This window comes from Blastomonas sp. UPD001, assembly GCF_003426715.1.
GTDB lineage: Bacteria > Pseudomonadota > Alphaproteobacteria > Sphingomonadales > Sphingomonadaceae > Blastomonas.
This window is the reverse complement of sequence record NZ_QKVT01000001.1, coordinates 2,412,641-2,429,306: the sequence shown is the minus strand read 5'-3', so window position 1 is coordinate 2,429,306 and position 16,666 is coordinate 2,412,641. Positions and strand designations below refer to the sequence as shown.

13 protein-coding genes and 1 pseudogene are annotated in these 16,666 nt (G+C 64.0%); 7 read left to right on the top strand and 7 right to left on the bottom strand.

The window, feature by feature from the left end:
- The 3 genes from DM995_RS12370 to DM995_RS12360 form a co-directional block, all read right to left on the bottom strand.
- The coding region (locus DM995_RS12370) for a galactokinase (protein WP_286164947.1) at positions 1-612 on the bottom strand (612 nt) is incomplete at its 3' end.
- Positions 609-1,655, bottom strand: a complete 1,047-nt coding sequence (locus DM995_RS12365; RefSeq protein ID WP_031317435.1) for a UDP-glucose--hexose-1-phosphate uridylyltransferase — start codon at positions 1,653-1,655, stop codon at positions 609-611. The genes DM995_RS12365 and DM995_RS12370, both read right to left, overlap by 4 nt.
- Entirely contained in the window at positions 1,648-3,141 is a 1,494-nt protein-coding gene (locus tag DM995_RS12360) for a sodium:solute symporter family transporter (protein WP_116969616.1), read from the bottom strand. Before DM995_RS12360 ends, DM995_RS12365 begins: the two co-directional genes overlap by 8 nt.
- 119 nt (positions 3,142-3,260) lie before the next feature.
- Here DM995_RS12360 and DM995_RS12355 point away from each other — a divergent pair, with 119 nt between their 5' ends.
- The gene (locus tag DM995_RS12355) at positions 3,261-4,766 is read left to right on the top strand and encodes an alpha-galactosidase (protein WP_116969615.1); all 1,506 of its coding nucleotides are present in this window, start codon (positions 3,261-3,263) and stop codon (positions 4,764-4,766) included.
- Positions 4,767-4,803: 37 nt separating this feature from the next.
- Here the strand turns inward: DM995_RS12355 and DM995_RS22365 are convergent.
- Positions 4,804-5,328: pseudogene (locus tag DM995_RS22365) on the bottom strand (L-dopachrome tautomerase-related protein); the annotation flags it as partial.
- Positions 5,329-7,226: 1,898 nt separating this feature from the next.
- Between DM995_RS22365 and kdpF the strand changes: the two are divergent.
- Genes kdpF through DM995_RS12320 form a run of 6 tightly spaced genes read left to right on the top strand, consistent with a single transcriptional unit; the run spans position 7,227 to position 14,920 of the window.
- The gene (gene kdpF / locus DM995_RS12345) at positions 7,227-7,316 is read left to right on the top strand and encodes a K(+)-transporting ATPase subunit F (RefSeq protein ID WP_116969614.1); all 90 of its coding nucleotides are present in this window, start codon (positions 7,227-7,229) and stop codon (positions 7,314-7,316) included.
- Positions 7,316-9,331: a potassium-transporting ATPase subunit KdpB gene (gene kdpB / locus DM995_RS12340; RefSeq protein WP_116969613.1), complete on the top strand. Its 2,016-nt coding sequence runs from the start codon at positions 7,316-7,318 to the stop codon at positions 9,329-9,331. Before kdpF ends, kdpB begins: the two co-directional genes overlap by 1 nt.
- A gap of 18 nt (positions 9,332-9,349) precedes the next feature.
- Positions 9,350-11,008, top strand: a complete 1,659-nt coding sequence (kdpA, locus tag DM995_RS12335) for a potassium-transporting ATPase subunit KdpA (protein WP_198669343.1) — start codon at positions 9,350-9,352, stop codon at positions 11,006-11,008.
- A 24-nt stretch (positions 11,009-11,032) separates the two neighbouring features.
- Positions 11,033-11,587 carry a potassium-transporting ATPase subunit KdpC gene (kdpC, locus tag DM995_RS12330; RefSeq protein ID WP_116969612.1) on the top strand — a complete coding sequence of 185 codons (555 nt, stop codon included), beginning with the start codon at positions 11,033-11,035 and terminating at the stop codon, positions 11,585-11,587.
- Positions 11,588-11,598: 11 nt separating this feature from the next.
- Positions 11,599-14,244, top strand: a complete 2,646-nt coding sequence (locus DM995_RS12325; RefSeq protein ID WP_116969611.1) for an ATP-binding protein — start codon at positions 11,599-11,601, stop codon at positions 14,242-14,244.
- Positions 14,237-14,920 carry a winged helix-turn-helix domain-containing protein gene (locus DM995_RS12320; protein ID WP_116969610.1) on the top strand — a complete coding sequence of 228 codons (684 nt, stop codon included), beginning with the start codon at positions 14,237-14,239 and terminating at the stop codon, positions 14,918-14,920. Before DM995_RS12325 ends, DM995_RS12320 begins: the two co-directional genes overlap by 8 nt.
- 308 nt (positions 14,921-15,228) lie before the next feature.
- Here the strand turns inward: DM995_RS12320 and DM995_RS12315 are convergent, their stop codons facing one another.
- From DM995_RS12315 to DM995_RS12305, 3 genes are read right to left on the bottom strand one after another with little or no spacing between them, the layout of a single operon-like run.
- A complete protein-coding gene (locus tag DM995_RS12315) occupies positions 15,229-15,489 on the bottom strand; it encodes a hypothetical protein (RefSeq protein ID WP_116969609.1) in 261 nt (86 codons plus the stop codon).
- Entirely contained in the window at positions 15,486-15,992 is a 507-nt protein-coding gene (locus tag DM995_RS12310; RefSeq protein WP_232824365.1) for an SAM-dependent methyltransferase, read from the bottom strand. Before DM995_RS12310 ends, DM995_RS12315 begins: the two co-directional genes overlap by 4 nt.
- Positions 15,989-16,288, bottom strand: coding sequence for a hypothetical protein (locus DM995_RS12305; protein WP_116969608.1), 300 nt, complete (start codon positions 16,286-16,288; stop codon positions 15,989-15,991). Before DM995_RS12305 ends, DM995_RS12310 begins: the two co-directional genes overlap by 4 nt.
- Positions 16,289-16,666 lie beyond the last annotated feature (378 nt).

Below are 16,666 nucleotides of genomic sequence, written 5' to 3'. Positions count from 1 at the left end.
GACCGGCTGAACGGTCAGGCTCCGGCAATCCAGCAGCAGCGCGCCGTCCTGCCGACCATAGGCCGAGGATATCTGATCCAATAGGCCACAGGCGCAACCAACATAATGATGCTCGGACCATTGGGCGACGCGTGCGATCGCCTGTTTGTCGGGTGCTTTCTCCCCGCCCAGGGCCGTCAAGGCCAGGCCAAGCGCAACACCGAGCGAGGCAGATGATGACAGGCCATTGCCCTGCGGAACATTACCTGAAAAGGCCAGCTTCGCCCCGCTCACGGGCAGGCCGAATGCCGGCAACCCTGCGGCGATGCCCCGAACATGGTTCTGCCAATTTCCCTGAGCTGCGGTTTCGATCGGCGCATCGATGCGGAAGTCGTCATCGGCCGCTTGCAGGTCTGCAGCCCGTGCAATGATGCGAGGCTCTTCCAGCGGTGATGCCGCAACCACGGTACCGAATTGCAGCGCGCAGGGCAGCGCAAAGCCGTCATTATAGTCGGTATGATCGCCGATCAGATTGACCCGGCCAGGGGCGAACGCGAGTAATTCGGGGGCATGGCCATAAGCATTGAAAAAGGCCGCAACGGTGCGTTCGACGAGGGGGGATGTGTCGATCATTTGCGATTGGCCTTGCGGTAATGGAGCGGACTGACCTCGCGAAGCCGTTCGGCAGCCTGCTCGGCAGTCAGATCCCGCTGCGCCTCGGCCAGCATTTCATAGCCGACCATGAATTTGCGAATGCTGGCGGACCGGAGCAGCGGCGGATAGAAATGCGCGTGCAGTTGCCAGTGCGCCTGCTCCCCTGCGCCATATGGTGCGCCGTGCCAGCCCATCGAATAGGGGAATGAGCAGCCGAACAGGTTGTCATAGCGGGCAGTCAGCTCGCTGAGCAGCGCCGCCAGGCTGTCGCGGTCGAATGCATCAAGCTGCTCCATCCGCTGGACGGCAAAGCGCGGCAAGACCAGAGTTTCGAAAGGCCAGACCGCCCAGAACGGCACGATCGCCATCCAGCGCGCGTTTTCGACTACCACGCGTGGCCCACCTGCCTCGTGCATGGCGATGTCGCCGAGCAGCGGCCGCCCGGTTCTCTCGATATAGGCGCGCTGGCGCGCATCCTCGGCCGCCGGTTCGTCGGGCACATGTGCGCTCGCCCATATCTGTCCGTGCGGGTGCGGGTTAGAGCAGCCCATGGCCGCGCCCTTGTTCTCGAAAATCTGGACCCAGGCATAACGCTGCCCAAGCTCAGCGGATTGATCAGCCCAGGTGTCGATCACCGCGCGGAGCTCAGCATCCGATAGTTCGGGCAGCGTTAGCGCGTGGTTGGGGGAGAAGCACATGACTCGGCACTCTCCCGAGACCGGCTCGGCGATCAGCAACCCATCCGGGTCGGCATCTGGCGGTGCCGTGACAAGCGGTGCAGGCATCAGCGCGGCAAAATCGTTCGCAAACACCCAGGGTCCGGAATAATCGGGGTTGATTTCTCCATTCGCGCGGGTGTTTCCAGGGCAGAGAAAGCAGGCCGGATCGTGCGAAGGAAGCGCGGCAGTATCTGGCGCTTCCATCTGACCCTGCCAGGGTCGCTGGGTACGGTGCGGCGACACCAGAACCCATTGGCCGTTCAGCGGATTGAATCGGCGGTGCACGGCTGCGGCATCAACCATGACGTCTTGCTCCTGGACCGACATAATGGGCGATATTGCCGAAAATCACTCGGTTCGATGTGAGCGCCACGATCACCGACGCCACCAGCACCATGAGCATCACATCGATATAGTGCAGCCCGCTCCAGCCGATATGCTGGTAGAAGGTCTCACCAGGATACAGCGTGCCGTGCTTGTACAGCACGAAGGTGTGCAGCGCGTAGGCCCCAACTCCGAATATCAGCCCGATAATTGCTGCGCGCGCATCAACATTTGCGAACAGCAGCCCGGCGATGAACGCGGATAGCACCGGCATCGAGGACAGGCCGTTCAGTTCCTGCAACAGGTTGATAATGCTCTTGGCGTTTTCGAACGCGGGAACCAGCAAGATGGAAGTGACCGTCAGGATTGCAGAGGTCCATGCGGCCAGCTTCCAATGGCTCTTCACCGACCGGATGAACTTGGCATGGAAGTCGATGGCATAAAGCGCGACCGAACTGTTGAGGATCGCACTGGTGTGCGCGATCACCGCTGCGGCCATTAGCGCGGCGAAAGCCCCCGACATCCAGGGCGGCAGCACATGTGCGACGACGCGGCCATAGCTCGCATCGCCCATCGGCCCGAAAAGCTTGTATCCCACCACACCGGGCACGACCACAATCACCGGAATGATCAAAATCCGCACCACGGCCGCAGCCATGACGCCCTTTTGCGCTTCGCGGATGGTCGGCGCGGTCATCGCCTTTTGCGTGATGTTCTGGTTGGTCGACCAGTAGAATATCTGGATGAACAGCATCCCGGTGAACAGGGTGTGGAAAGGAATGGGCGAGTCCGTATCGCCGACCATCGAGATGCGCTCGGCCGGAACGTCGCTGACCAAGTCGAAATTGACCGCGTTCAAGGCCAGGACAACCACCAGCATCGCGACGGCGAGCACGCCAATGCCGGAAAAGGTGTCCATCACCGCCACGGCCTTGAGGCCCCCGGTAATGGTGTAGATGGCAGCAATGATGGCCATCGGCGCTGCAAACCACAGCAGCGGCCAATCCACCCCGAACATGGACTTGAGGAAGAGGCTGCCCGAATAGAGCGCTGCTGGGAGGTAGATCAGAATGTTGCCAAGCAGAAAGATGGCCGAGATCACGGTGCGGATGCTGCCGCCCTGATAGCGCCGCTCGAGCAGCTCGGTCACGGTGGTGCACCCGTGGCGATAATAGATCGGCACGAAGATGAACGCGAGCATCATCAGCCCGACAAACCCCGATATCTCCCACCAGGCGAGCAGCAGCATCTGGTTGCCGTTCATGCCGACGAGCTGTTCGGTCGACAAATTGGTGAGCGTGATCGAGCCTGCCACGTAAAGCCAGGTAAGTCCGCCGCCGGCGAGAAAGACCTCTCTGCCCGATCCATCGTGCGAGCCGCCTATGCTGCGGACCTTCCACCATGTTGCGAGCGCGATCAGCGCGGTGATCGCAACGAACACCGCCACCTGGCTTCCCTGTTCCATGACCTCCGGCAACAGTTCTCTCCCACCCTTTTCTTGCTCATGCCGGTCCGACAGGTTTAGATCAAGCAACGGCTCACGTCACTTATTGACTATTCTTCCATTAAGGGCAACCTCCCCCCATGTCCAGCCTTCCCCCGTTTGCGCGCCTCGATGGCGATGAGTTTTCCTTGGTGCTTGATCTGCGCGCCGACGCTGCGGAACCGGTCTATTTCGGGCCGAGCCTGCCAATGGCCGAGGATCTTGCGAGCCTGTGCGATGTCCTGCGGCGGGGGCTGCATGCCTCACAGCCAGACCGACCCGCGCCGCGTTCGCTGCTGCCTTGGGCCGGCCACGGACATCTTTGCGCGCCGTCCATCGTCGTCCAGCAGAACGGGCGCCCGCTGACGCTGCGGATGCCGCTGGTCGCGATTTCGCAGCGCGAAGGCGGTCTGTGCCTGCAACACCGCGATGACGCGCTGGGCTTGAGCGTCCAGATCGAACTAAGGATCGCTCACGGTGGGCTGGTCGAGTTCAGCACGCAGATGCAAAACCAAGGGACGCAGCCGATCGGGCTGATCAGCCTGGCGTCTCTGACGCTGCCACTGCCAAGCTGGGCCACCCATATGGTGCGCTATGCAGGCCGCTGGTCGGGCGAGATGCAGCAGCAGCGGCTAGCGCTGCATCAGGGGGCGATCACCAGCGCGTCTTATGGTGGACGAGCCGGCTTTGGCGGTGGCAACTGGGTGAGGATCGAAACTGCCGGGACTGGCGAACTTCATGGCGATGCGCTGGCCGCGCACCTCGCGTGGAGCGGCGATCATGTGCTGTCCGTCGAGTGCAATGCCGATGGCGATGCCACGCTGACCATGGCGGCGCGGCTGGAACCGGGGGAAATCATGCTGGCGCCTGGCGATACGTTCTGCGCCCCGCGCGCCTTGGTTGCGGTTAGCGCGCAGGGCATCGCCAGCCTGCGCCATGCCTTTCACGCGCATGTGCTGGGCGCGGTCGTGCCGGACACGGCGGCATCGACCCCGCGCAAGGTTCATCTGAACAGCTGGGAGGCGCTCGCCTTTGACCAGAGCCTCGACAAGCTCTGCGCGCTTGCGGACCGGGCGGCGGCGCTTGGGATCGAGCGGTTCGTGCTCGATGATGGCTGGTTTGCCGGCCGCCGCGATGACACCACCAGCCTAGGAGACTGGGTTGCCGATCCCGGGATTTTTCCCGAGGGCCTTGATCCGCTGATCGATCATGTCCGAAGGTCTGGCATGGACTTCGGCCTGTGGGTGGAGCCGGAGATGGTCAGCCCCGACAGTGCATTGTACCGCGCGCATCCCGATTGGTGCCTATATCTGCCTGATCACCCGCGGCTGACCCAGCGCAACCAGTTGGTGCTCGACTTGACCCGGCCCGAGGTGTCGGGGCATCTGTTTGCGTGTCTTGACAGGCTTCTGGCCGATCATGCCATTGCCTATCTCAAATGGGACCATAATCGTGATCTCTTCCCGCTTGCGGGCAAGAGCCATGCGCAGGTGGTCGCGCTCTATGCGCTGCTGGACCGACTGCGATGCGCAGAAGCTCGTAAGGTTTGCGGCGCAAGTCCCGCCCGCCGTGGAATCCGGGCTGCCGGTGGAGTTGGTTGGCGGTGAAGTAGAGATATCCGTCAGTACCGATCGACAGCGTGTCGGGCCAGCTTATCCGCGGGTCGCTGACCAGCGTGGTCCAGTAGCCCCGATCGAGCACGCGGATCGCATTGTTCTCGTAATCGCCGGCGAACACGCGGCCACGGTCGTCTTCGGCGATACCGTCCGAGGCACCTTTGCGCCCCATGCTGCGGATCGCGCGGGCGAGTTCCTGTTCCGATACGGCGGGATCGCGCAGCATCGCCGTGGGCACCGCATGCAGCGTGCGGCCCGAAAGCGGCCCGTAGTAAAGCAGGCTGCCATCCACGCTGAGCCCGATCGCGTCACTTGCGATTGCAAGCGGTGTTGCTGGCCCGTTGGCGGGGCGGTTCATCAAAACCTTACCATCCACAAGCGGGGTGAAGCCGGGGTCGGGATTTGTGCTCGCATGGCCCGAAAGGCGGCGAATCGATTGCCCGCTGGCGATATCGACGACGATTAGCCCCCCGATTCCCGCATTGCTGCTGTCGGTGATGTATGCGACGCCTTGGGAACGCAGCGCAAATATCCCTCTGCCGTCGCGCGCCATCCGGCGGCGGTGATGTCGAGACCGACAGCGCGTGCGATGACGTGCGAATGCTCCAGCCTGCGCTCGATGGCGTGCCTGGAGATCCGGCCATTGTCGTAGCGGGGTACGATCTCGGCCTGGGCATTGAGGCCAATCGCGGCACAATGCGCGAACAGCTCCGACTGGTCGGCGGACTCTAGTGCCAGCAAGGCGGTCCACAGGTCCCGGTCCGATGAAGGCAGACGTGATTTCCAGTCGGCATGGCGTTCGGCAATCGCCCGCGCAGGTACGCTGTCGCCAAGACCTTCCGGCGGATGGAGACCACCACTGACTTATTGTATGTCCCTCTGGAATGGAGGTGATGCACTCGCCGGGAAGCAGCTCCATGACCCCTGAGATGCAGGTTCGGCGGCCTATCGCATCGACGCCTGTCAGCAGTCTTCCAATTTCGATGAAATCGACAGCCTGGGGACCGCGCCGGGCAAGCTGCGTGACATCGCTGGCCAGGGTCAGATAGCCAGCTTCCGATCGGTAATAGCAGGGTATCTGCGCTGATGGATCACGCAGTACCGATACACTGCCATCCGCTCCCGTCAGAATCGCAACATAGGCTCCCCAGAAGTCACGCAGCAGCGAGCGTCCGCCGCTTGCCCGGAGCGCCAGGACTTCATCGGCAGAAAATTCGGTGATGCGAACGCTCGGGTCTGTCCGCGAGAAGAGATGACCGATCACACAGCCATAAGTGCCTATCGGAATCACCGGAGTGTCACTCCACACGCGTCCGGCACCGGCTACGAAGGAAGGTGCTGCATTGCCGCGAGCGGCGTTTTGCCCGACATCCTGCCTGTGCGCAATTTCGATGCGATAATGCCCAGCCATCAAGCCACCAGAATGGGTTTGTAAGCTTGCACGAGATCGAGGGGATCTGTCAGGACTGTCGAGCCCAGCTGGGTAACCGGAGGTTGCGCCGGTCTGAAAGGTAGCTGCTACTTGACCAAGGTCATCGGGGCTCAAGATGGCATCCGCAGGCGCTATGGCGAGAATCGTTGAGGGATTCGCGGCAGAGACGAGAACAGCGTGGCAGTCGAAGAGTTTTGCAATGTACTCGACCAAAGCAGCTGCGATCGCTTGCCTGTCGGTGCAGCGCTGCAAATGACGAGAAAAGGCGACCGTAATGGCATCGTGAGCGGGCCTTCTGGCGGCGATCCGCTGATGCACACGGAATGCAGCGACCGCTTCAAGGCCGATGATCACAGTAAGCAATAGTGCGGCGACGGTCAGCATGTCGGGCGGCTTGCTGAAGGATAGCTTGCTCGCATCCTGTGCAATAATGACCAGGGAGCTGGCGGCAAGCAGTATGGCGACCGCGAGACCAGCGAGGCGCAAAGTCGAGGCTGGGTTCGAAACAGCAGGTGCCGGCATGTGTTTGTCCATCGTGCGGCGATGCGCTCTGTGCTGCGTTGCGTCGAGCGGAAGCCGATGGGTGCGGCAAAACCCACATGGCATCTTTATGGACCGAGCGGCTTCGGAGCCCATCGTGAACGCATAACGTTCAGATCCGGCGCCGAAGCCTCACCTCCAGACGGAAGACGCAGCGCCAGAAGGTTGAACCAGTGGCGAGCTGAAAAGGCACCCCGGGACCGCCATTCTGGCCAGCCCCGGGGCACGAGTTTCGACGAGTCCGGCGGGACAATTTTCGTCTGGGCAAGAAGCATCTTGCTGAAGGCCCGATGGCGCATGGCCTTGTGAAACATCCATGTGCTTCAACGCCTTGCGACATGAAATCCTCGTGAAACCCGCGCTGCGTGCCGAGTTAACAACACCATTTTCATGCGTTTTTCATGCCGATCGCGGCTTTTGCCCCGCGCATTTTCACGCTTCCGAGGCGCACCTGACGCTCCGCCAAACAAGGAGCTCATATGTCCTTCGATCTTGCGCTGGCCGGCATCGTCGCTGTCGGCCTGCTGGTCTATCTCGTCGTCGTCCTGATGACCCCGGAGCGCTTCTGATGGAGCGCGCATCGCTGTTCGAGCGCAAGCTGGTCATGCCGGCCCTGCGCGATTCCTTCGTCAAGCTCGACCCGCGCACGCTGGTCCGCAACCCGGTGATGTTCACGACCGCCGTAGTGGCTGCCGTCGCCACGGTCGTGATGGTGCGCAATCTGGCCATAGGCAGCGGCGATCCGCTGTTCGAGGGGCAACTGGTCTTCTGGCTGTGGCTGACGGTGCTGTTCGGCAATTTTGCCGAGGCGCTGGCCGAAGGGCGTGGCAAGGCGCAGGCACAGTCCTTGCGCACCACCAAGGATCAGCTCATTGCCTTCCGCATCGGTCAGGACGGCAAGGTTGTCGAAATCCCGGCGACGCAGCTCCATGCGGGCGATGTGGTGCGGGTGATCCAGGGCCAGCTCATTCCCGCCGATGGCGAGGTCGTTGCAGGGGTTGCCTCGGTAAACGAGGCGGCGATTACCGGGGAGAGCGCGCCAGTCATCCGCGAGGCAGGTGGCGACCGGTCTGCGGTGACCGCAGGCACCATGGTCGTTGCCGATCAGATAGACATCAGAGTCACCGCGGAGCCCGGCAGCGGCTTTCTCGACCGCATGATCGCGCTCGTCGAGGGGGCCAGCCGCCAGAAAACGCCCAACGAAATCGCGCTCACAGTTCTGCTCACCGGCCTGACGCTGATCTTCCTGATCGCCGTCGGCACCCTTCCTGCCTTCGCCGGCTATGCTGGCGGCGAGATCGCGGTGCCGGTGCTGATTGCACTGTTCGTCGCGCTCATCCCCACCACCATCTCGGGACTGCTCTCGGCGATCGGCATCGCAGGGATGGACCGGCTGATCCGCTTCAACGTGCTCGCCAAATCGGGCCGCGCGGTCGAGGCGGCGGGCGACATCAGCACGCTGCTGCTGGACAAGACGGGCACGATCACCATCGGCGACCGGCAGGCGAGCGAATTCGTGCCGCTGCCAGGCGTGGCCCTTGCCGATCTGGTTGCGGCTGCGCGCCTCTCGAGCCTCGCCGATACCACGCCCGAGGGCCGTTCGATTGTGGTCCTGGCCGGTGACGGCGATGCGATGCCCGCAGGGGCAGAACCGATCGCCTTCACCTCGCAGACGCGGGTCAGCGGGCTGATGATCGGCGAACGCGCGCTGATCAAGGGTGCGGTCGATGCCGTGCTGCGGCGGCTGGGCGACAAGGCCGATCCGAACGCTGCCGCCGCGCTGCGTCAGGCATCCGAGGGCATTGCCCGGTCGGGCGGCACGCCGCTGGCCGTCGCCGATGGCAACCGGCTGCTCGGCGTCGTCCACCTCAAGGACATCGTCAAGGCGGGCATCCGCGAGCGCTTTGCGGAACTCCGCCGCATGGGCATCCGAACGGTGATGATCACCGGCGACAACCCGCTCACTGCTGCCTCGATCGCGGCCGAAAGCGGGGTAGACGACTTCCTCGCCGAAGCAACCCCCGAGGACAAGCTGGCGCTGATCCGCAAGGAACAGGCGGGCGGCAAGCTGGTCGCGATGTGCGGCGACGGCACCAACGATGCGCCCGCGCTGGCGCAATCGGATGTCGGGGTCGCGATGAATACCGGCACCCAGGCTGCGCGCGAGGCGGGCAACATGGTCGATCTGGACAGCGATCCCACCAAGCTGATCGAGATCATCGGCATCGGCAAACAATTGCTGATGACGCGCGGTGCGCTGACCACCTTCTCGATCGCCAATGACGTCGCCAAATATTTCGCCATCCTGCCCGCGATCTTCGTCGTGCTCTATCCCTCGCTGGGCGTGATCAACGTGATGGGTCTGGCAACGCCGTCGAGCGCGATCCTGTCGGCGATCATCTTCAACGCGATCATCATTCCGCTGTTGGTGCCATTGGCACTGAAGGGGGTGGCCTATCGCCCGATGCCTGCGGCCAGCCAGCTGCTCCGAAATCTGGGCATCTATGGCCTGGGGGGCGTGGTCGCGCCGTTCATCGGCATCAAGCTCATCGACATCGCCGTTGCCGGCCTCGGCCTGGCCTGAGCGAGAGGAACTTTCATCATGCTTGCATCCTTGCTTACCGTCGCGCTGATCGTCGGCGGCGCCGCGCTGCTTTCCTGGCCGCTGGGCCGGTTCATGGCGGCGCTCTTCTCCGGTCGCTACGTCAGGGTCGATACCCTGTTCGCGCGCATTGCCGGTTCGTCGCAGGACCAGGACTGGAAAGCCTATTCGGTCGCCCTGCTGGTCTTCAACGCGGTGATGTTCGCATTCGTGTTCGCGCTGCTCTCGCTTCAGCACCTGCTCCCGCTCAACCCGGACGGCCAGGGACCAGCCTCGATCCATCTGATCTTCAACACCACGGCCTCGTTCGTGACCAACACCAATCTCCAGCATTATTCGGGCGAGAGCACCTGGAGCTATCTGGCGCAACTTGCTGGCCTGATGTGGCTCCAGTTCGTGTCCGCCGCGACCGGCATCGCCGCGCTCGCCGCGCTGGCGCGAGGGATTGCAGGCCACCCGAGCATGGGCAATTTCTTCATCGACCTGCAACGCGCCTCTTTCTGCGTGCTGCTGCCGATCGCACTGGTCGTGGCGCTTTCTCTGGCGGCATCGGGTGTGCCGATGACGCTGGAGGGCGCAGCGCAGGTGACGACGCTGGAAGGCGCGGCGCAGACCATCGCGCGTGGGCCCGCCGCCGCCTTTGTCGCGATCAAGCAGCTCGGCACCAATGGCGGCGGATTCTTCGGCCCCAATTCGACCCACCCGTTCGAGAACCCGACGCTCTGGGCGAACTTCATCGAGATGGCCGCGATTATCATCATCCCGATGGCCTGCGTCTGGATGTTCGGCCGGATGATAGGACGCATCCGCCATGCCGGGGTCATCTTTAGCGTGATGGCGGCGCTGCTGCTGGTCAAGATCACGGCGGTCATCGCCTTCGAGGCCGCTCCGACCCAGGCGTTTGCCAACCTGCCGATCGAACAGAGTGTCGGCAATCTGGAGGGCAAGGAACTGCGCCTCGGTGCCACCACCGGCCCGCTCTGGGCTGCGATCACTACCTCCACCAGCAACGGTTCGGTCGGCGCGATGCATGACAGCCTTAACCCGCTTGCAGGGCTCGTTCCGATGGCAGGCATGTGGCTCAACGAAACCTTTGGCGGCGTCGGTGTAGGCATGATCAACATGTTCCTCTACATCATCGTTGCGGTGTTCGTGGCGGGCATGATGGTCGGCCGCACGCCCGAATATCTCGGCCACCGGATCGAGGGGCGCGAGATGCGGCTGGCGGTGCTGGCGCTGGTCAGCCACCCGGTGCTGATCCTAGGCGGGACCGCGCTGTTCGCGGCCACGAGCTGGGGCGTCGATACGCTGAACAACACCGGCGCGCACGGCTTCTCGGAGATCCTCTACGAGTTCAGCTCTGCGGCAGCCAATAACGGCTCGGGCTTCGAGGGATTGGGCGACAACACTGCTCCCTGGAACTGGGCGACGGCCATCGTCATGCTGATCGGCCGCTACCTGCCGATCCTCGTTCCGCTGGCGATCGTCGGCTCGCTGATGGCCAAGCGGCGCAGCGCTGAAAGCGTCGGCACGCTCAGCGTGGAGAGCAATACCTTCGGGATCATGCTGCTGATCACCATCCTGATCTTCGGCGCGCTCACCTTCTTCCCCGCTGCGGCGCTCGGACCGATCGCCGAGCATGTCACCCTGATGCGCTGACCAGGCCGGACAAGGAACATCACCATGAACCATATCCTCCCCTCGCTGCGGTTGTGGATTGCGACACTGGCGATCTGCGTCCTGGCCTATGCCGCGATCGTTCTGGGCTTTGCCCAGACCGTCGCGCCCTTCCAGGCCGATGGATCGATCATCGTGCAGAATGGCAAGCCGATCGGCAGCCGGCTGATCGCGCAGAATTTCACTCAGGATCGCTATTTCTGGCCGCGTCCCTCGGCCGCCGATTACAACGGCATGGGGGCGATGGGCAGCAACCTGTCGCCCACCAGCGACAAGCTGAAGCAGCGCGCTGCCGAAACCGTGTCGCGCTATGCCGCCGCGCAAGACGATCCGATCCCGGCCGATCTTGTCGCAGCGTCGGGTGGCGGGCTTGACCCGCATATCTCGCTCGCAGGTGCGCGCTACCAGGCCGGACGGGTGGCCGCTGCACGCGGCCTGCCGGTGCGCAGCGTCGAGGCCGTGATCGATCGCCTCGCCTTTGCCCCCGGCGGAGCGTTCGCCCCCGACCGGATCGTCAACGTGCTTGAGCTGAATATGGCACTCGACAAGCTGGGCGGCTAAGGCTGGAAGCGATGAGCGAAGCCACTACCGAGCGCGATGCCGATCGCTTCCTGCGCATGGCCAGGGCAGAGCAGCAGGGCAAGCTCACCGTCTATCTCGGCGCGGCGCCGGGCGTCGGCAAGACCTATCGCATGTTGCAGGAGGCCGCCCGGCGCAAGACCGAGGGCGAGGACGTCGTTGTCGGGGTCGCCGAGACGCACGGACGTGGCGAGACGGCAGCGCTGCTCGCCCCGTTCGAGATTCTGCCCCGGCGTTCGGTCGAGCACCAGGGCCACCGGCTCGAGGAGTTCGATCTCGACGCCGCACTGGCCCGGCGGCCCAGCCTCATACTGGTGGACGAACTGGCGCACACCAACGCGCCGGGCAGCCGCCATCCCAAGCGCTGGCAGGATGTCGCCGAACTGCTCGCCGAGGGGATCGATGTCGCCTCCACGGTCAACATCCAGCATATCGAGAGCCTGAACGATCTGGTTGCCGGGTTCACGCACATCCGGGTGCGCGAGACCATCCCCGACAGCTTCCTGGAAGACGCCGAACTGATCGTCGTCGATCTGCCGCCCGAGGCGCTGATCGAGCGGCTGCGCGCGGGCAAGGTCTATCTGCCCGACACCGCGGGCCGCGCGCTCGCAAATTTCTTCACCCCCAACAAGCTGGCCGCGCTGCGCGAACTGGCGCTGCGCTTTGCCGCGCATAATGTGGACCGCCGGCTCAGCAGCCAGCTCGAACTGAGCGGCGAGCGGGCTGATTTCGTTTCCGGCGAGCGCCTGATGGTGGCGGTCAGCCCCGGCAGAGGCGGCGCGCGCGTGGTGCGCCAGGCCAAGCGCATGGCCGATCTGCTGCACGCGCCCTGGACTGCGGTCGTCGTGGAGAGCGCGAGCGCGCGCGGCGTCTCGGGCAGCCAGCGCGAGCAGCTCGCCGACAATCTCGCGCTGGCATCCTCGCTGGGCGCTTCGCTGATGACCGTCGCGGCGCAGGATGTCGGCCAGGCGCTGGTCGAACAGGCGCGCGAACTGCGCGCCAGCCAGATCGTCATAGGCAAGAGTCGGCGAAGCCGCTGGTTCGAATGGCGACACGGATCGGTGGCACAGGATGTCATCCGCCATGCCCGGAACATACCGGTGCATGTCGTTCCGCTCGACGAGGCCGACGAAAAGCCGGTGCGGGCTTATGATCCCTATTCGCAGCGCGACAATGCCATCGCCTTTCTCGCCGTGGCCGCCGTCGTGGGCGTGCTGTATTTACTGAAGCCGTGGATCGCCCCCGGCGCGATCGATCTGCTGCTGCTGTTTCCGGTGGTCGTCGCCTCGATGTTCCTGCGGATGCGGGCCGGGCTCTGGGCGGCGCTCTGGGCGGCGCTGGGCTATAATTTCTTCTTCATCGAACCGCTCTACACACTTTCGATCCACAGCCCCGCCGACGTCGTCACCTTCATCGTGCTGGCCATGGTCGCAGGCGTGATTGGTGCGCTGGCGGGCAAGGTGCGCCGCCAAGCCGAAACCAGCGCCGGGGTCGCCCGGCTCAATGCCTCGCTCGCCCGCTTCGCCGGTTTGATGGGCGCGCTGTCCGACCGGGACGAGACCGCCAGGGTCGCCTGTCGGGAAATAGGAAATCTGCTCGATGTGCAGGCGATGATCGTGTCGCTGGAAGACGGCGCGGTCGTCGTGCGCGGCAATGAGGATTTCCCGCAGCTCGAGATGGTCGATGAGACCGCCGCGCGCTGGGCGCTGGAGCATGGCCAGACGGCGGGCCGCGACACCGGCACGCTGGCTTCGGCCGATTGGCAATTCCACCCGCTCAAGACAGCGCTCGGCACCATGGGGGCGCTGGGCGTGGCACGATCGACCAACGAGCGCGTGATCCGCCCCGATGACGCGACCCTGCTCGCCTCGCTCGTCGATCAGACCGCCCTGGCGCACGAGCGGCTGGTGCTGGAAGCCGAAGCGCGGCAGGTCGATGGTCTGCGCGAGCGCGACCGGCTGCGAGGGGCGCTGCTCGGCAGCATCGCGCATGACCTGCGCACGCCGCTCACCGCCGTGATAGCCGCGACCGAGGCCATCCCGGCCGAGGGCGCCTATGCCGACGAGGTGCGCATCGCGCGTAGCGAAACGCGCCGGCTGCAACGCTTCCTCAACGATCTGCTCGAAGCCTCGCGGATCGAGGATGGCTCGATCGAGCCGAAATGGGAAAGCGTGGACCTGCCCGACATCATCCATGCCGTGCTGCGCGACCTGCGCCAGGACCGGCCCGGCAGCCGGGTGGTCGCCAGCATCGATGCAGAGCCCCCGCTGGTCAAAAGTGATCCGCTGCTGCTGCGGCACGTGCTCATCAACCTGATCGACAATGCGCTCAAATTCTCGCCGCCCGAGAGCAGGGTCGAGGTAGAACTGCTCGCTCGCGGCGATGCTCTGGTCTGCCGCGTCGCCGACCGCGGCCCCGGCCTGCCTGCCGACCAGCACGGCATGTTCGATCGCTTCCACCGGCTCGAGGGAAGCGACCGGGTCGGCGGTTCCGGCCTCGGCTTGTGGATTGCCAAGAACTTCATTGAGGCCGTAAGGGGCAGCATCGCCGCATCGAACCGGGAGGGTGGCGGTGCGGTATTCGAGATCGCCCTGCCGCTGACGGGCGCGGCCAGGCTGGACCAGGGTGCCGATGCGTAAGGACGTGCTGATCATCGATGACGAACCGGCGATCCGGCGGCTGCTGATCGGGGCACTCGAGCGCAATGCGCTGACACATGTCGAGGCCGGCACAGCGGGCGAAGGCTTGCGCCTCGCAGCCGTTGAGCCTTGTCCGCTCGTCGCGCTCCTCGATCTCGGGTTGCCAGACCGCGACGGCCTGGAGATCGTCCCGCAGCTCGCCGCGCTGGGTATCGCGGTGATCGTGCTGACCGCGCGGGACGCCACTGACGAGAAGGTCGCAGCGCTTGATCTCGGCGCGGACGATTTCGTCACCAAGCCGTTCGACAGCGAGGAGCTGCTCGCGCGCATCCGCTCGGCGCTTCGGCGCAAGGCCGGCCCTCAGGCGGACAGCGCCACCCGCCAGTTTCTGGATGGCAGCATCGATCGCGATGCCCATCGCGTGACGATTCGCGGCGCGCAGGTCGATCTTACGCCGCGCGAGTTCAATCTGCTCTGGGCCTTGTCCGACCGGCCAGGCCGGGTCATCACCCATGATCGCCTGCTGGAAGAAGTCTGGGGACCGGCACACCGCCACGATCTCGATTATCTGCGGGTTGCGGTCCGTGCTCTGCGCCGCAAGATCGAACAGGACCCGACCCACCCCAGGCTGATCGTCAACGAGCCGGGCATTGGCTATCGCATCTCGGTGGGGTGAAGGCGATTTCGCGAGCGTTCTCGGTCGAGACATTCGCAGGCTTGCTCGAGATGGCGACCGATGCACCGGCGAAAGGCTCCGGCGCATGGCGAGCAAAGTTCAGGGCAGCGTCGAAAGTGGCGAAATTCCCCTGCAACCTCCCTGATGCCTCTTGCACCCTCCAGCGGTTGCGATGATCCTTTCCAACCACCAGGATCGAGGCTGCGCCTTCTTGGCAAGCGGATAAGATCGAACACATACATAATGTCCCAAAATCAGTGGCATGCGGTCAGCATCGGAGCGCTGCCTGGCCGATGTCGGTCAAGGGATCAGCGCTTGCGCATGGATCGCATCGCCCTTCGCCTCGCCACGATCGCCTCGGGCAGGGCATAGTGCCGGCTGCGCACGATCTTCCACGTTGCCGGGATGCGCTTCCCCTGGACCAGCAGCACCAGTCCGGTCATTGCGAGCGCGAAGCCCAGCACCCCGATCGAGCCGTGCTCGCTCCAACCCGGAACGACGCCAAGGGCACAGCCCGTTACAAAACAGCATCCACCAAAGGAACGCCAGATCCTGTCGCGGCGGGTCATGCGGCAAGCTCCGCCGATTGCCGGGGTTCGACGATCACCATCCGTCCGGCGTCTTCCAGAAGCGGGGCGATCTGCGCGTCCGACAGCGCATCCTGGTGCGCAATCACGATGTCCGCTGGAAAATCGCATTCTTCGATCAATGCGCTGACAGGATCGGTGGCCTCGAAGCTGATCCCGACCGCCGGGTCGATGAGACAAGCTGCCAATGCCCTGGCGCGTGCGACCCGAGCGAGACTATCATCAAGACCCCTCGCCTCGATCGCGGTAAAGCCCATCGCGATGGCCTGACGCACCGCGCATAGCAGCAGCTTGCCATCGTTGCAGTCGGCATCAACGATACGGACAGTCCGGCGATTTGCCGCGCGCAACCCGCGCAAGGCTGACACCGCGGCCGGCCAGCGAGGATCATTGCATCGCGCATCGCATGTCTCTGCACCGTGCGATGGCTTGCTGCTGCGCGGCCGGCAAGGGCGCAGAACCTGGTGTTCGGCAAGGTTTGTCATGCCGACTTCCCGTGCGGCAGGGCGTCGCAGTTCGCTGGCTTCGGCACAGCCCGCTCCCAAGGCTGAAGCGGAGCGAAGGATGTCGTGGCTTCCATCGGGGTCTTGCGCACCTCGATACGTGTTGGGGGCAGCAAGCCGAGCTCGCTGCGTGCAAAACTCATTGCGGCTGCGAAGGAGATGAACCTCCCCTCCAGGCTTCCTCCGCTCGCCTGGACCAGCCAGTGTCCGGCACGGTCCTGCCCGACACAGATCGTTTCGGGTTCGAATTCAGCCGGGGTTTTACAAATGACAGACATTTTGCACTCCTGATGCGAACCATCACCTAGGTGCCGCGCTGCGGCACGGGTGGTCCGCGGTCAGGAAAATATGCGCCGATGCGCATTAAGCATCGACGGCGATTCTGGCCACGCGGCGTAAAAACGTCGTGAAATGTGGCGAGATGCTTCGCGTTGCCGACGAATGAGTAGTGCAGTCGGCATTGGGCTGCGCCCCGATCGCAGTCCACCTATGATTGGAGCCAGTGGCCGGATGCACTGCTACCCAACCTTGGACCGCTTAGGTCTGGAGTTTTCCGCATTGCTCTGGTCCGGTGGGCTGGTTTCACCGGATGAGTTTGCCAGCATGATCGGAGGGATATGAACGAACTCGGTGAGCGATCACCGTTCGGTGCGATG

Coding starts and splice junctions, on each gene's coding strand:
- DM995_RS12365 (WP_031317435.1), bottom strand. CDS start 1,655: ATGGTTGATGCCGCAGCCGTGCACCGCCGATTCAATCCGCTGAACGGC.
- DM995_RS12360 (WP_116969616.1), bottom strand. CDS start 3,141: ATGGAACAGGGAAGCCAGGTGGCGGTGTTCGTTGCGATCACCGCGCTG.
- DM995_RS12355 (WP_116969615.1), top strand. CDS start 3,261: ATGTCCAGCCTTCCCCCGTTTGCGCGCCTCGATGGCGATGAGTTTTCC.
- kdpF (WP_116969614.1), top strand. CDS start 7,227: ATGTCCTTCGATCTTGCGCTGGCCGGCATCGTCGCTGTCGGCCTGCTG.
- kdpB (WP_116969613.1), top strand. CDS start 7,316: ATGGAGCGCGCATCGCTGTTCGAGCGCAAGCTGGTCATGCCGGCCCTG.
- kdpA (WP_198669343.1), top strand. CDS start 9,350: ATGCTTGCATCCTTGCTTACCGTCGCGCTGATCGTCGGCGGCGCCGCG.
- kdpC (WP_116969612.1), top strand. CDS start 11,033: ATGAACCATATCCTCCCCTCGCTGCGGTTGTGGATTGCGACACTGGCG.
- DM995_RS12325 (WP_116969611.1), top strand. CDS start 11,599: ATGAGCGAAGCCACTACCGAGCGCGATGCCGATCGCTTCCTGCGCATG.
- DM995_RS12320 (WP_116969610.1), top strand. CDS start 14,237: ATGCGTAAGGACGTGCTGATCATCGATGACGAACCGGCGATCCGGCGG.
- DM995_RS12315 (WP_116969609.1), bottom strand. CDS start 15,489: ATGACCCGCCGCGACAGGATCTGGCGTTCCTTTGGTGGATGCTGTTTT.
- DM995_RS12310 (WP_232824365.1), bottom strand. CDS start 15,992: ATGACAAACCTTGCCGAACACCAGGTTCTGCGCCCTTGCCGGCCGCGC.
- DM995_RS12305 (WP_116969608.1), bottom strand. CDS start 16,288: ATGTCTGTCATTTGTAAAACCCCGGCTGAATTCGAACCCGAAACGATC.